Here is a 14,862-nt window from a genome sequence, read left to right as displayed (position 1 = left end):
GTAACTAGGTAAACATCTACTAAATTAGAGGATTTATGAAAGCATCAGATTTATTTGTTAAAGCGCTTGAAACAGAAGGGGTGCAATATGTGTTTGGTATTCCAGGAGAGGAAAACTTGGATTTACTGGAATCTATTCGTAAATCTAATATAAAGCTGATTTTGACTCGTCACGAACAAGGCGCTGGATTTATGGCTGCGACATACGGTCGTTTAACCGGGCAAGTAGGAGTGTGTTTATCTACATTAGGCCCCGGAGCAACAAATTTAGTGACACCCGCAGCGTACGCGCAATTAGGTGCGATGCCAATGATGATGATTACAGGCCAAAAGCCGATTAAGACTAGTAAACAAGGTCGTTTTCAGGTTATTGATGTTGTTGATATGATGCGCCCTATTACCAAATATACTACGCAAGTCGTGAGCGCCGATCGTATTCCTTCAGCAGTCAGAGAAGCCTTCCGCTTAGCACAAGAAGAGCGTCCAGGAGCGGTACATATTGAATTGCCGGAAGATATTGCTGCGGAATCTAGTGACACGAATATTTTGACTCCTACTACACCGCGACGTCCGATTGCTGAATACAAAGCGATTAATAGAGCAGTCGAAATGATTGAAGCAGCGCAAACGCCATTACTACTTATTGCAGCAGGATCTAATCGTAAACTGACCTCCAAAATGTTAAGAGAATTCGTTGATAAAACCGGTATTCCATTTGCAACTACGCAAATGGGTAAAGGGGTATTGAATGAAAATGACCCCTTGTTTGTTGGTAACACAGCATTGTCTGATGGTGACTTTGTTCACCGTGCAATAAAGCGTGCAGACCTTATTATTAACATAGGCCATGATGTTGTGGAAAAGCCGCCTTTCTTTATGGAAGAAGGTGGCCAGAAAGTGATCCACATTAACTTTGATTCAGCATCGGTTGACCCTGTTTATTTCCCGCAGTTAGAAGTGGTGGGTGATATTGCAAACAGTATCTGGCAAATCAAAGAACAAATTGAACCACAAGCACATTGGCAAAATGACGCTTACAACGATTTAAATGATGCCTTTGCAGACCATAGAGATGCTGCGCAAGCCGATGATCGTTTTCCTATTCTTCCAGAACGTCTAGTACGAGATGTTCGTAGCGCGATGCCAGACGACGGTATTGTGACGTTAGATAACGGCGTTTATAAAATCTGGTTTGCACGTAATTACCCAGCGTATTCGCCTAACACTTTACTTTTAGATAATGCACTTGCCACGATGGGGGCTGGTTTACCTTCTGCTATGGCTGCAAAATTGGTTTACCCAGATAGAGCGGTATTGTCGGTATGTGGTGATGGTGGTTTCATGATGAATAGCCAAGAGCTTGAAACTGCGGTGAGGCTCAAGCTACACATTGTTGTGGTTATTATGCGCGATGATGCCTACGGCATGATCAAGTGGAAACAAGCCAATATGAATTTTGATGAATTTGGTTTGGATTACGGTAATCCAGATTTTGTGAAATATGCAGAAAGCTATGGCGCTAAAGGTTGGCGCATTGAAACCGTCGAAGGTTTACATGAGCGTATAGAGCATTGCTTAAAAGAACCGGCGGTACATGTAATAGATTGCCCAGTGGATTACAGCCTTAACGATGCAACGTTAAACCATAATCTACGTGAAATCAGCGAAAAACTATAAGGTATTGAGATGTTAAAAGAAGCATATCCCTATTATTTAGCTAATGAAGCTGTTTTTGCGAACCAAGATTTAAAGGTTATTGATAAATACAACGGTGAAGTAGCAACATCGGTAGCAAAAGCAGGTGCTGATGTTATTGATAAAGCGATTCAAGCAGCTGAAGATGCTCAACCTGCGATGACGGCCATGCCAGCGTATGAACGACAAGCTGTGTTGGAACATTGTGTAAAACGCTTTCAAGAGCGTTTTGATGAAATCGCCTTAGCACTATGCCTAGAAGCCGGAAAACCGATTAAAGACGCCGAAGGCGAAGTGACTCGGCTTATTGACACCTTTAAGATTGCGGCTGAAGAGTCGGTGCGCATCGAAGGTGAAGTGTTGAATTTAGAAATCACCCCGAGAGCAAAAGGCTATCAGGGCATGACGAAAAAGGTGCCAATTGGACCTTGTTCGTTTATTTCTCCGTTTAACTTTCCGTTGAATTTGGCAGCTCATAAGGTTGCGCCTGCCATCGCAGCTGGGTGTACATTTGTACTTAAACCTGCGTCACGCACACCTATTGGCGCGCTGATTATCGGCGAAATATTGGCAGAAACTACGTTACCTAAAGGGGCGTTTTCAATTCTTCCATGTAGCCGTGATGGAGCTGATTTATTTACCGTTGATGAGCGATTAAAGCTGTTAAGTTTTACTGGCTCTCCTGAAATCGGTTGGGAACTAAAAGCGAAAGCGGGCAAAAAGCCCGTTATTTTAGAATTAGGCGGAAATGCAGCTTGTGTTGTTGATGAAGGTGCGGATTTAGATGATGCGATTACTCGTATTATTTTTGGTGCGTATTACCAATCAGGTCAAAGCTGTATTAGTGTTCAACGGATTATCGTTCACGAATCGTTATACGATGAGTTTAAAGAACGTTTTGTCGCAGAAGTAAAAGCATTGAAATCTGGTGACCCGAAAAATCGTGATACTTTTATTGGCCCCATGATTGCAGAATCTGAGGCTGTACGGTTAAAAACTTGGGTTGATGAAGCTGTAGCAGCTGGAGCGTCATTACTGGCTGGTGGCGAGCGTGACGGCGCTATGTTGCAAGCAACAGTGTTAGAAAATGCTCCCGCTAATTCTGCGATAAATGAAGAAGAAGCTTTTGGTCCTGTGACTGTGTTGAGTAAGTTTTCTGACTTTGATGAGGCGTTAACGTCGGTTAATAACAGTAAGTTTGGTTTGCAAGCGGGTATTTTTACTCGAGATATTTATAAAATCCAAAAAGCGTGGGATGTACTCGATGTAGGTGGCGTGGTGATTGGCGACGTGCCTAGCTGGCGAGTCGATAACATGCCTTATGGTGGTGTCAAAGATTCTGGCTTGGGAAGAGAAGGCATTAAATACGCCATAGAAGATATGACAGAAACACGGTTACTGGTAATTCGAAATCCGAACGGGTAATTTAAAAAAGGCACTTCAAAATAAAACCTGAGGTGCCTTTTATTTATGAATATCAAATTGCTCAAGTATTTCTAGAGGAATTATTTGTAACGCACGTTTGTTTGTTGCGTTTAAGTCCACAGGCGGTGCAAGCCCTGCATGAAAAGCCTGTAACCAAATACTTGCACATAAGCACCATTTTTCTCCCGCTTTTAGTCCTGCAAAAGCATATTCCGGTATAGGGGTAATTAAGTCATTACCTTCGGAATAAGCGTAGTGTAAAAAGTCGAGAGTCATAATTGCACAAACAGAATGATTCCCCAGATCAGAAGTTGGGACATAACAAAACCCTTCTCGAGTAAACCCCGTATTTCCACAGCACAACATTAAAGGTTTATCATATACGTTGACTTCGTTTGCCACTGGATCACCAAATAAAACATCGCGAGTGTATAAGAGTATCGCTAAAATAGAGAAAATCTCAATGAATTGCCGTAGACGGTTTTAAAAAGGTGTAAATCTGAAGCCATGTTAGATAAAAGCAAGCTAAGTGCGAAAATAGCTGAAAACACTACCTTAAATCCACAAGAAATTGAAAAGTTTGATGGTCTTGCGAAAGAGTGGTGGGACGAAAATGGCAAGATGAAATCTGCTATCAAATTTAACCAAGCTCGAGTTGCCTATATTCAATCTGAGATTTGTATACATTTTCATATGGCATCAGATGATATAACAAGTTGGAGTCAGCTTGATATACTTGAAGTCGGTTCCGGCGGAGGAATGCTCAGTGAGTCTTTAGCGCAATTTGGCGCAACAGTAAAAGGCATAGATGCCAGTGCCGTTAGCGTTGAAGTTGCTAGACGTCATGCGAAACAAACTGCCACGACTAACGTGAGTTATGAACATACACTTTCCAAAGACCTCGTTGAACAAGGTAGAACATTCGACGTTGTGATTAATGCCGAGGTGATAGAGCACGTACTTGATCAGGAAATGCTCATTGATGAATGTTGTAAGCTTGTAAAGCCCGGTGGGCTATTAATTGTGGCTACACTCAATAAAACGTTAAAAGCTTATGTAGTGGCAATTTTAGGGGCTGAGTATGTATTGAGGTATTTACCTATTGGGACACATGATTGGCGCTATTTCGTAAAACCGAAGACGCTATATCATTGGATTGAAAATAGAGGGTTTGAATTATCTGGTGAAACGGGAATGTCTTATAACCCACTCTCGGGTAAATGGCATTACAGTACAAATAAATCGGTGAATTATTGTTTGTGCTTTAGGAAGGTAAATTAATAGCCGCCCCAAAGAGGAGCGGCAATACATTTTTATTGTTTAATTAAATAAGCTACCCAACTTTTCTTTCGCTTTGTCTTTCAATTCATCTGATTTTTCTTCTACTGCGTCTTTAAGTTTTTGTTTCGCAGCTTCTTCAAGTTTTTTCTTGGCTTCTGCTTTTGCTTGTTCAAGGATGTTGTCTAGCATTACTTTCGCAATTTCTGCTCCAATTTGCTCTGCTGGCAAGCCATTTGGTTTTCCAATACCACTAGCAGTAAAAGTAGGCAAGGTTACATCGTAAGATTTTTGCTTTATGTCTAGATCACCTGTTTCGAGTGCATCAAAGTTAAGACGAAGTTTCACGTTGCTAACCGTCATTTTTTCAACGATGACAAGAGGGCCTGGTTCACTGCTACTTTCAGATGCCGGTGCAGTTTCTCCTTCAGACTCGGGAAGGTTTGCTGTTAAATTGTCTTTCAATACTAATAAATTACCTTTACCCGACGCATCTACTTCGTATAAGACTTCAGGAGCGTCGATGTTTATATTTTGAACGGTATAGGGTTCGCTGCTTATTGAACCTAAATCTAATGTAATTTCGCTAAGGGCAAATGCGTTATCATCGCTAAAGCCTTGTGGGTTTCTAATTTGAGTACCGCTAATAGTTAGACGACCTTCGGAAAGTGATAAATCGACATTTTTTACTGCAACTGTAGTGCCTAAAAACGCAGAGCCGTGTTTTTCTATTTGAGTTTTAATTAAGCTACCAGCATCGTTTAACGTATAAACTGCTGCAGCTACAATGACGAGTACTAAGACTAAAGCTGCCAGAAGAAACTTTTTCATTTTATGTCCTTAAATTTAAATTCAACCTTGTTTAGGTTAGAGGAAAACTACTCAAATTAACACTAGGGTGTGTACAAGAGGTGATTTTATAGCCTATTTTAAGTGTCTGCCGCCATTTAAGTGCAGAGTTTGACCAGTAATGTAGTTACTATCTAAGAGGTAATTTACCGCTTTAACTGCTTCTTGTGGTCCTGGAACTTGTTGTAATAGTGATTTTTTAGAAGATTCAATGCGGTAGTTTTCAGTGTCCTCGTCGTTAAACATAACTAAGGCGGGGGCGATACTATTCACTTTCACTTTAGGCGCTAATTTTTTAGCAAAAGACAAGGTTAAGTTATGCAATGCAGCTTTACTGGCAGAATATGCAATGTATTTGGCACTGCCAGTGTCTTGCACATAGTCGGTCATATGAATTATGTCAGCAAAGCCTGAGGTTTGAAAAAGGTTTTCTTTCAAAGCCCAGTTTAACTGGTAGGGTACAGATACATGTATCTTCATCATTTTGTTTAAGGTATCTATATCTGATTCATCACTGAGTTCTGCGTCCCAATCCGATGCGTTATGGATAATGGCTTTTAACTTAGGCGCTCTTTTTTTTACTTGGGAAAGTAGATTAGCAACAGAACTTTCTTCTTCAAAATCTGTGTGGATTAGGTGCGCCCCCAAGGTGCTTAAATATTCGACTGCCGGTTTGTGTGTTCGATATGTTATGATTACACTTTGATTTTGTTTTATAAGGTCTTCGGCGATAGCTAAACCTAAACGCTGAGTTCCGCCAGTAATTAATATTGGGTGTGTAAGTGTATTGTTCAACACTACAGCATGTCCTATTTGTTATTATGCGGCATATTTATAGCACAAAAAATCCGAATATTGATTAAACCTAAAGCATGATGTTTTTCGTAGCAATAGCGAAGCCCATCATTGGAAGAACGAATGTTGTCTAAAAAAGCCATAGTAATGCACTCTCAACAGAATACATTACTTACCAATGAAGCACTTTTAGTGCGTGATGCTTTAATTAGCAAAGGGCTGGAAACGCCCATGGTGGAAAACCATTTAAGCAACGAGCAGAAACGAGAACGCATCCAAGCCTCTATGCAAGACATCATGGAAACACTAGGGCTGGATATGGGTGATGATAGCTTGGTCGATACGCCTTCTCGTATTGCTAAGATGTATGTGGATGAAATATTTTCTGGTTTAGATTACCGTCAGTTTCCCAAGATTACGCAAATCGAGAACAAGATGGCGTTATCTCAACCTGTACACGTATCGGCGATAAGCCTGACTAGTACCTGCGAGCACCATTTTGTAACTATCGATGGCACTGCTGACGTCGCGTACATTCCAAAAAATAAAATATTAGGTTTATCAAAAATAAATCGACTGGTTGGTTTTTTTGCTCAGCGACCGCAAGTTCAAGAACGTTTAACTCAACAAGTAATGGTGGCTATTCAAGCATTGACTGGTAGCGATGATGTGGCTGTTAGTATTAATGCAACTCATTATTGTGTGAAAGCTAGAGGTATTCGAGACACAAACTCATATACTAAAACCAGTGCATTAGGCGGGATGTTTAATTCTGATAGGCAATTACGAGCAGAATTTTTTAACCAGAATTAACGGGTAATGTGAATTTTTGGTTGAAAAACCGATATCTTGACGTAGAGTATTGCCTTAGTAAGACTATATTTTATTACAAAAGTGTATAAAAACGAGTTACACATGACATTTAGTAAAATTTGTGGCAGTGTAGCGCCTGTAAATTTAATGGTTTGCTGAAATCGATTTGGAATATGTTCGGTCTTGTAGTCAGCATAACTATTTACTAAGTAAAAAATAGAGGAAACGTGGCGCGTGACGAGCTCTGAAAATTATACATTATCAGGATTATTTTTTGACCCTATTAACGATGCACTTGAGTTTTTAGATAAACTTACGTCAGATATTTATCAAGCCAAAGCGCAAGGTCCATTCTCTAGCAGTATTGGCGCACATATGAGGCATATACTTGATCATTATCAAGCATTGATGCTTGGCATAGATGCAGGGCGTGTTGATTACAATCAGCGTACAAGACAATCGGCTACAGAAACAGATATGAATTTAGCAAAAGAAAGCTGGATTCAAGTGAGAGAATGGTTGAACACTTTCTCGGAAGATACACTGAAAAAAACCTTTGATGTGATTACTGAACATGGAAATGTTCAATCTTCAGTTGGAAGAGAGCTTTCATTTGTAAGCAGTCACGCAGTACACCACTTTGCATTTATGAAGCAGCTTTGCGCTCATTTCAATATTGCATTGTCTGGCGATGTAGGCGTTGCGCCAGCTACGCTTAAAAACCTCCGCGAAACTGCCGCAAATAACTAATCTGTTACATTATCTTTTTGTAATTTGGCCCGAGAAACTGCTTTTGGCGTTTTTCGGGTGACTTCGTTAAATCCACACTAAGTAACAATCCTGGTGTATCTGCAAAATTCTTATCAACACCTAAGCAGTGAAATTTTCCACTTAAGCTTGCGTATTGTCTAAGTAATACCGGCAGTTTCTTTTTATCCGGCTCGATAAATGACAACCAAGCATCTAACCGCTCTATAGAATTGCAAGGTTCAATTGGGAATTGTTTTATGTGGCGTTCAACTTCTGGCGATAATTGAAAGTCGAATCGGTTATGGGCTTGCACACTTGGCGTCGGTGTAATGGCTAGCTCTTCAATTAGCTTTATACTGCGCTTATCATAAAGCTTGCTAAGAGATACTGTGCCATACAAAGTAGAGTATTGAGGAAAGCGCACAACAAACTCGCCAATTGCACGCCAAAGCATAAATAAACCTAAACGAGATTTTTGATACTGAGGCATTAAAAATGAACGGCCCATTTCTAAAGCAGGCCCTGTTTGGTTTAAAAACTCTGAACCAAATGAAAACATTTGCGACAAGTACAGTGCGTCATTCCCGCCTGATTTTAATAGGACATCAGTTAGGCCCATTCTATATGCACCGGCCACGTCACCTGTTGTCATATCGACTACAAACAAGTGTGTGTATGTCATATCAAACTTATCTGTGTCTAAAGGCTTGCCACTGCCTTCGTCGTGCATTCTGAATACGAGTTCTCTTCGTCGTGCAATTTCATTTAATGTGTTAGGGATTTGGGCACCCTGAGCAAAAAAAGCAGTTAAATTGCCTTGCGTGAATAGTTGGTTGTCTAGCGGCAGAGCATTGGCTTCTTCCAATATTAAATTAACTGGTGTTTGTTCGGCTAAAGGTTCGAAAGTTGTCGCTTCTGTTGGTGCCCATGGTTCAATATACTTAGGGTGATTCAAATAGGTTAATGCCCTACAAAAACTTGCTCCTTCAAGGTCTGACATTTTATCTAGTGTTTTGGCTAACTCATTTGTATTTTGCCCGTGTAATGCCACTTTAGAATTTGCTTTGTTAGTTAGCTCTCTTGTTAACATCAATAACCTAAAGCGGTGCCATATTCGGCCTAAACGATAGAATAATTTACTGTTTTCACCTTCAATATACACAGGGCAATATTGCACATTTGGTATTTTTGCGAATTTAGCGACAATGCGATTCCAATCGTGATCAGCAATACGACCTCTGTCTTTTTGGTAATAAGACACTCTACCAGCAGGAAAGAGCAATAGTGCGTTGTCTTTCTCGAGATGCTGCTTGCATGCCCTTAAAGAAGGCGCATTTTTAGGGTTGTTGGCTTTTAGAGGATTGGTAAAAATACTCCAATCTTGCATTTGAGGAATTAGCGATAGTGCAGCATTTACAAGCACCTTCACATCGGGCCTTACTTGCGTAATTGCGTATAGCATGACTACCCCTTCTAAGCCTCCAAAGGGATGATTTGCCGCAATAATGACGGGCCCTGTTTTGGGGATGGATGCTTTTAGCTCTTCAATGCCGCTGAGGTCTAAATTCATCTTCTCCATAGACTTTGCAAGAAAGTCATCGCCGCTAGTTTGGTCCAACCCAAAGTCTTTGAACATAGCATCCATTTTTTTTATGCCTAGAAGGCGATCAAGGGTGCCAGCAACAATACGCCGCATTAAGGGAGATTGGGGCGATGATAAAAAGGGTTCGGTCGATATTGTCATGTTTTTACTTCATTTTTTATTAGCGGCCATAAGACCGGAGCTTAGTTTACGTTATTTCAGCGAACTGAATTGCGCTATTATAATGCGACACTTACGGGTTTCTGTCATAATTTACACACAATTCATTGGTTTTTGTTGTTATGCAGACTATTACGATTTTACGCCCAGACGATTGGCACCTTCATTTTCGCGACAATGATATGTTGTCTGAAACCGTTCCGGCTACCGCTCGTTGCTTTAAACGCGCTATTGTTATGCCAAATTTAGTACCTCCAGTGACTACCACTGAATTGGCGTTGGCTTACCGTTCTCGCATTTTAGATGCTCGTCCCGTCGGGAGTGACTTCGAGCCTCTAGTTACCTTGTATTTAACGAATAATACGACAAGTCAGGATATTCGCGAAGCTAAACAAGCAGGAATTGTTGCGTGTAAATTATATCCAGCAGGAGCAACGACCAATTCTGCCGCGGCTGTGGAAGGAATAGAAGCGCTTTATCCTGTATTTGAAACAATGGCAGAAGAAGGTGTTTTACTCTTAATTCACGGAGAAGTGACCGATTCTCATATCGACATATTCGACAGAGAAAAGTGCTTTATCGATCAACACTTGAGTAAAATTGTCGATGCATTTCCAACACTAAAAGTTGTGTTTGAACATATAACAACAAAAGACGCAGCCGATTTTGTATTAGCAAGTTCAGTCAATGTGGCGGCAACAATTACACCTCAACACTTATTGTTGAACCGCAATGATTTACTTGTTGGGGGAGTTAAGCCTCATAATTATTGTTTACCTGTGCTGAAACGCAATACGCATCAACAAGCGTTAAGAGCTGTGGTAGCCGCGGGCTCAGAAAAGTTCTTTTTAGGCACGGATTCCGCACCTCATGAAAAGCACGCAAAAGAAAGCGCTTGTGGCTGTGCTGGCTGTTATAGTGCTTGGAGTGCGATTGAGCTTTATGCAGAAGTGTTTGAACAACTCGGTGCAATGGATAAGTTAGAAGGCTTTGCCAGTATTTTTGGACCCCAATTTTATGGCTTACCTGTTAACCAAGATACCATTACCTTATCGAAACAATCTTGGGATGTGCCTCAAGAAATTACGTTACCTAATGGTAACCCTATTGTCCCGTTTTATGCTGGGCAAACCCTTAACTGGAAGTTAGACGTATAATTTATGAATTCAATAGATAGTTTTCTCACTCACTTAGGTATTTCAGAGCTTACCCCCATTCAGTCTCAAGCCATAGAAAAGTGGCAAGATACAAAAGATATTATTGCTTTGTCTCCTACTGGAAGTGGTAAAACATTGGCGTTTACGCTTCCGACTTTGATGTCTATGGATATGGCATCATTTAAAACACAGTTTTTGGTGCTTTGCCCAACCAGAGAACTTGCTAGCCAAGTGGCTGACCAAATTCGCAAAGCAAGCCAGATTATCCCTAATTTGCATGTGAACTGCTTGATTGGTGGAGACGCCATGGGACCGCAGATTCAATCGTTGAAAGGGGCGAACCACATAGTTGTTGGAACACCTGGACGTGTCCGTGAACATGTTGAAAAACGTCGCCTTGATCTTTCAGCCGTGCATACTCGCGTTCTAGATGAAGCCGATAGAATGTTAGAAATGGGCATGATTGATGATGTAGAGGCGATATTATCGACTACGCCTGATTCAAGTAAAACCGGATTTTTCTCAGCAACTTTTGCAGATCATTTAGAGGCACTTTGTCAGCGTTGGTTGTCGAAGCCTGTTCGAATCGACGTGAGAGAAGGAACTACAGAACCGAAAATAGAACAAAGAATATTTTTGGCTGAAGGGAAGCAAAAAGTGAATGGGTTATGTGCTTTGTTAACCGAAGAGCAGCCTGAAAAAGTGATTGTATTTGTGCAAACGAAAAAAGGCACTCAAGCCTTATTTGAAGAATTGAAAGACAAAAGTTTTTCGGCCATTACTATTCACGGTGATTTGGAACAATATCAGCGCGAACGTGCGTTAACTAAATTTAAGGTTGGGGCTGCAAATGTACTGGTGGCTACTGACGTAGCAGCACGAGGGTTAGACTTGCCTGCAGTTGATTTAGTGGTGTCATTTGATTTAAGTGAAAGTGACGATACTCATAAGCATAGAATTGGTCGTACTGGTAGAGCTGGCCGTTCAGGTAAGGCCTTTATGTTTGCTACTCCAAGTGAGCTTGAAGTAGCAAAAAGCCGCTGCAAAGGATCGGATATACCCAAGCCCTCTGGTGTTGAGCATTTGCGATTTCACGCTAACCGAGTGAAGGAAGCGGAGTACCAAACGATTGAGGTTCGAGGCGGAAAAAAAGACAAGTTGCGCAAAGGCGATATTGTAGGTGCGTTAATTAAAGAAGCCGGTATTCCATCAGATGATATAGGCGATATTATTTTAAACGCTAAAACCACCTTTATTGCAGTGAAAATACGCAGCGTTAAGCGCACATTACAGCAGTTTCGTGAAGGGAAAATAAAAGGTCGTCGCTATTTGGCGAACCGATTTTAGTTTAATTAATTCACAATGGAATGCGCCTAGTGTCACAACAAGCATCGGTCAAAGGAAAGCACCTGCTCATTAATTTATATGAAGCGAAACACCTTACTAGTTGTACTTATATTGAAGAACAGCTTGAACGAGTGGTAAGGCTTTGTGGTGCTACTTTACTGGATATAAATATTCATAGTTTTGGTGAAAACCAAGGTGTGACTGGTGTTGCTATGTTGGCTGAGTCTCATATTAGTATACATACTTGGCCAGAAAACGGTTTTGCCGCGATTGATGTATTCATGTGCGGCGATTGTGACCCTGAAAACGCAGTAGCACCGTTAGAAGCCGCATTCGAAGCAAAACGAATTGAAGTCACCTGTATTCATAGAGGAACGGTGGGAAATAGTGAGAAGGCGCTCAAATAAAAATGGATGAGCTGGAACGGGACGCCGACTATAAAAAACAAAGTAAAGCTCTTGTCTACGCCGCTTTCGTTGCAGGATTGTGCTCTATTGTTTATGAGCTACTCATTGCGACCACAGTGTCTTATTTCGTTGGCGACAGCGTTACTTATTTCTCTTTGACTATCGGCATGTATATGGCGGCAATGGGCGGGGGGTCGTTTTGTTCTAAGTTTATTGGCGAAAAACTCGTAGACTACTTTTTGTTATTGGAGATTTTGCTGGCTGCGATTGGTGGCTTGAGTGTGCCGCTGCTATATCTCGCATACACTTATGGTGGATTATTTATGCCAACCTATGTTGTTACAACACTATTGGTTGGATTTTTAATTGGTATGGAAATTCCCTTTTTAACGCGCTTAATGGAATCATTTCAAAGTTTAAAGGTGAATATTGCCCATATTTTATCCCTTGATTACGTAGGGGCGTTAATAGCAACACTTGCCTTTCCATTCTTTCTACTTCCGGTATTTGGTAACTATTTATCATCTCTAATACTGGGGGTGGTTAATTTGTCCATTGTGATGATTGTGTTTATTTGTTTTAAAAGTCGAAAACTGGCTTTGGCACATTTGATTAAAAGTGGTCTATTCATTGTTTTTGCTATCTTGTTATTGGGTATTGTGTTGTCTCAAACCTTATTGGAACGATGGGATCAATCGCTATTTAATGACAGGATTGTCCATGCTGAACAAACACATTATCAAAAAGTCATTATTACGAAAAACGAAGACGATATACGGTTATACCTTAATGGCAATATCCAGTTTTCCTCAGTGGACGAGTATCGATATCACGAGGCTTTGATCCATTTCCCTATTGCTTATAAAAGCACAAGTGTGCGCCGTGTTTTATTATTAGGCGCCGGCGATGGGCTTGCAGTAAAACAACTATTGAAGTACCCAAAAATTGACGAAATTGTATTGGTAGATTTAGACCCCAAAATAGTGGAAATTGCAAAAACGAACCCGCATCTTCACAAGCTCAATAATGGCAGTCTTTACGATGAACGAGTCACTACAATTGCGTCGGATGCCCTCGTCTATTTAGAAAATAATCGAGTCAAATTCGACTTGATTGTGACCGATTTACCCGATCCTAATAATTTGTCGTTAACGCGATTATACAGCAAATACTTCTATCACCTCGCCCGTCAAAACCTCTCCGATGACGGTGTATTTGTTACTCAAGCAACAAGCCCTTATTACGCGACTAAAGCGTTTTGGAGTATCGTAAACACAATTGAAAGCGCGCAATTTAAGTACGTTATTCCTTATCACGCGCAAGTGCCAGCATTTGGTGATTGGGGATTTGTAATGGCAGTGAAAACACATGGAGCGTTGCTCGAAAATTCAAAACTCACAGTAGAAACTCAATTTGTAACGGAAGAGACGATACCTACAATGACAGTGTTTCCAAAAGATATTGTGTTTCTTTCTGCAAAGATTAACCGCCTCGACAGGCCTGTACTGCTAGATTACTATTTAGAAGGTTGGCGAAGTCACGGATACTAGCTGTTCACTCTTTCCTATTTTCCCCTTACACTGTTGCTTACTTTTTTTCTTCTTTATGTGAGTTTATGCAAGTGATTAAATTGATATTTCATCGTTTTATTGTGTTTTGGGCAGTTGCATCAGCCTTAGTATTGACTGGCTGCGAGTCTGTAGACGTAGTAGAGACTCACGATGCCCAGACCTACCTTGAGTTTCGGGAGCTGCAAGATGCCTTTCAATCTAGCGATGGCAAAATTAGCTACATTGATGCCGGTGAAGGCGAAAAGGTGATTTTGTTATTGCATGGCGTGCCTAGTTCGTCTTGGCTGTATCGCAAGATGATAGATAACTTAGTCGCCGACGGTTATCGGGTTATTGCACCAGACATGCTGGGTTTTGGCAATAGCGACAACCCAGATGGTTATGATGTCTATGCGCCAGAACAACATGCAAAACGTATTTTAGCACTAATGGATTCATTGAATATTGATACTTGGACTCATGTTATGCATGACGCAGGTGGTGTGTGGACATGGGCATTAGTTGATATGGCACCCAACAAGTTTGATAATTTAGTGATATTGAACACCATAATTTTTAATGAAGGGTTCAACCCTCCTGTTAAAATGAGTCAAGGTCCTGCTGCAAAATTAGCGATGTCGCTTTACACAGAGGAGAGCACCTCTACACCGTTACTTAACCAACTTTTTAAAGAAGGGTTGAAAGGTAATACCTTAACCGATGTGAGCTTTACTGGTTTTCAAACACCATTATTAGAAGGGAAAACCAAAGGCATGTATCAATTTTTTACCAATACGTGTAATCATTTGCCCGATTTTGAGCCTGTTTTGACTAAATTAGATGGTGTGCCAGTCGCGGTAATTTGGGGAAATGATGATGGAATATTACATTGGCCTGAACAGAGTGAGCATGTAATGTCGGTGTTGAATATAAAAGAATCAGATGTGCATATAGTCGACGCTGGACATTTTTTACAAGAAGAAGCCCCTGATGAAGTTAGCGAGCATATTGTTGAATTTTTAGGTAATCATTAAT

Annotated in this window: 14 protein-coding genes; 10 read left to right on the top strand and 4 right to left on the bottom strand. The window is 40.8% G+C overall.

The genetic code is table 11. The annotated features are described in order from the left end of the window. Window positions 1-35 precede the first annotated feature (35 nt). Both J3L16_RS08860 and J3L16_RS08855 read left to right on the top strand, forming a co-directional pair. On the top strand, window positions 36-1,676 hold the full coding sequence (locus J3L16_RS08860) for an acetolactate synthase large subunit (RefSeq protein WP_207612613.1): 1,641 nt from the start codon (window positions 36-38) through the stop codon (window positions 1,674-1,676). 9 nt (window positions 1,677-1,685) lie between these two features. Next, on the top strand, window positions 1,686-3,119 hold the full coding sequence (locus J3L16_RS08855; RefSeq protein WP_207612612.1) for an aldehyde dehydrogenase family protein: 1,434 nt from the start codon (window positions 1,686-1,688) through the stop codon (window positions 3,117-3,119). Window positions 3,120-3,158: 39 nt separating this feature from the next. Here the strand turns inward: J3L16_RS08855 and J3L16_RS08850 are convergent, their stop codons facing one another. Then, on the bottom strand, window positions 3,159-3,521 hold the full coding sequence (locus J3L16_RS08850) for a DUF2237 domain-containing protein (protein WP_207612611.1): 363 nt from the start codon (window positions 3,519-3,521) through the stop codon (window positions 3,159-3,161). Between the two features lie 105 nt (window positions 3,522-3,626). Here J3L16_RS08850 and ubiG point away from each other — a divergent pair, with 105 nt between their 5' ends. After that, entirely contained in the window at window positions 3,627-4,400 is a 774-nt protein-coding gene (gene ubiG / locus J3L16_RS08845; protein WP_207612610.1) for a bifunctional 2-polyprenyl-6-hydroxyphenol methylase/3-demethylubiquinol 3-O-methyltransferase UbiG, read from the top strand. Window positions 4,401-4,439: 39 nt separating this feature from the next. On the opposite strand, the gene J3L16_RS08840 is transcribed toward ubiG, so the two are convergent. After that, entirely contained in the window at window positions 4,440-5,228 is a 789-nt protein-coding gene (locus J3L16_RS08840) for a hypothetical protein (RefSeq protein WP_207612609.1), read from the bottom strand. A gap of 93 nt (window positions 5,229-5,321) precedes the next feature. After that, the gene (gene folM / locus J3L16_RS08835) at window positions 5,322-6,044 is read right to left on the bottom strand and encodes a dihydromonapterin reductase (protein WP_347564654.1); all 723 of its coding nucleotides are present in this window, start codon (window positions 6,042-6,044) and stop codon (window positions 5,322-5,324) included. A 120-nt stretch (window positions 6,045-6,164) separates the two neighbouring features. On the opposite strand from folM, the gene folE reads away from it, so the two are divergent. Together folE and J3L16_RS08825 are read left to right on the top strand one after the other, a co-directional pair. After that, window positions 6,165-6,854, top strand: a complete 690-nt coding sequence (gene folE / locus J3L16_RS08830; RefSeq protein ID WP_207612748.1) for a GTP cyclohydrolase I FolE — start codon at window positions 6,165-6,167, stop codon at window positions 6,852-6,854. A gap of 234 nt (window positions 6,855-7,088) precedes the next feature. Next, entirely contained in the window at window positions 7,089-7,604 is a 516-nt protein-coding gene (locus tag J3L16_RS08825; RefSeq protein WP_207612608.1) for a DinB family protein, read from the top strand. Between the two features lie 4 nt (window positions 7,605-7,608). Here J3L16_RS08825 and J3L16_RS08820 read toward each other — a convergent pair whose 3' ends face one another. Beyond that, on the bottom strand, window positions 7,609-9,348 hold the full coding sequence (locus J3L16_RS08820) for a GNAT family N-acyltransferase (protein WP_207612607.1): 1,740 nt from the start codon (window positions 9,346-9,348) through the stop codon (window positions 7,609-7,611). 140 nt (window positions 9,349-9,488) lie between these two features. Between J3L16_RS08820 and pyrC the strand changes: the two genes are divergently transcribed. From pyrC to J3L16_RS08795, 5 genes are all read left to right on the top strand, one after another. Beyond that, complete coding sequence (pyrC, locus tag J3L16_RS08815) at window positions 9,489-10,523, top strand: dihydroorotase (RefSeq protein WP_207612606.1); 1,035 nt, start codon at window positions 9,489-9,491, stop codon at window positions 10,521-10,523. Window positions 10,524-10,526: 3 nt separating this feature from the next. Next, complete coding sequence (locus J3L16_RS08810; protein ID WP_207612605.1) at window positions 10,527-11,870, top strand: DEAD/DEAH box helicase; 1,344 nt, start codon at window positions 10,527-10,529, stop codon at window positions 11,868-11,870. 20 nt (window positions 11,871-11,890) lie between these two features. After that, window positions 11,891-12,277, top strand: coding sequence for an adenosylmethionine decarboxylase (gene speD, locus J3L16_RS08805; RefSeq protein ID WP_207612604.1), 387 nt, complete (start codon window positions 11,891-11,893; stop codon window positions 12,275-12,277). A 2-nt stretch (window positions 12,278-12,279) separates the two neighbouring features. Beyond that, on the top strand, window positions 12,280-13,827 hold the full coding sequence (locus J3L16_RS08800; RefSeq protein WP_207612603.1) for a polyamine aminopropyltransferase: 1,548 nt from the start codon (window positions 12,280-12,282) through the stop codon (window positions 13,825-13,827). 65 nt (window positions 13,828-13,892) lie between these two features. Beyond that, a complete protein-coding gene (locus tag J3L16_RS08795) occupies window positions 13,893-14,861 on the top strand; it encodes an alpha/beta fold hydrolase (protein ID WP_207612602.1) in 969 nt (322 codons plus the stop codon). Window position 14,862 lies beyond the last annotated feature (1 nt).

It is taken from the genome of Alteromonas sp. 5E99-2 (genome assembly GCF_017368475.1).
In the GTDB taxonomy this organism is placed as follows: Bacteria; Pseudomonadota; Gammaproteobacteria; order Enterobacterales; family Alteromonadaceae; genus Alteromonas_F.
This window is presented reverse-complemented; position numbering and strand designations above follow the sequence as displayed.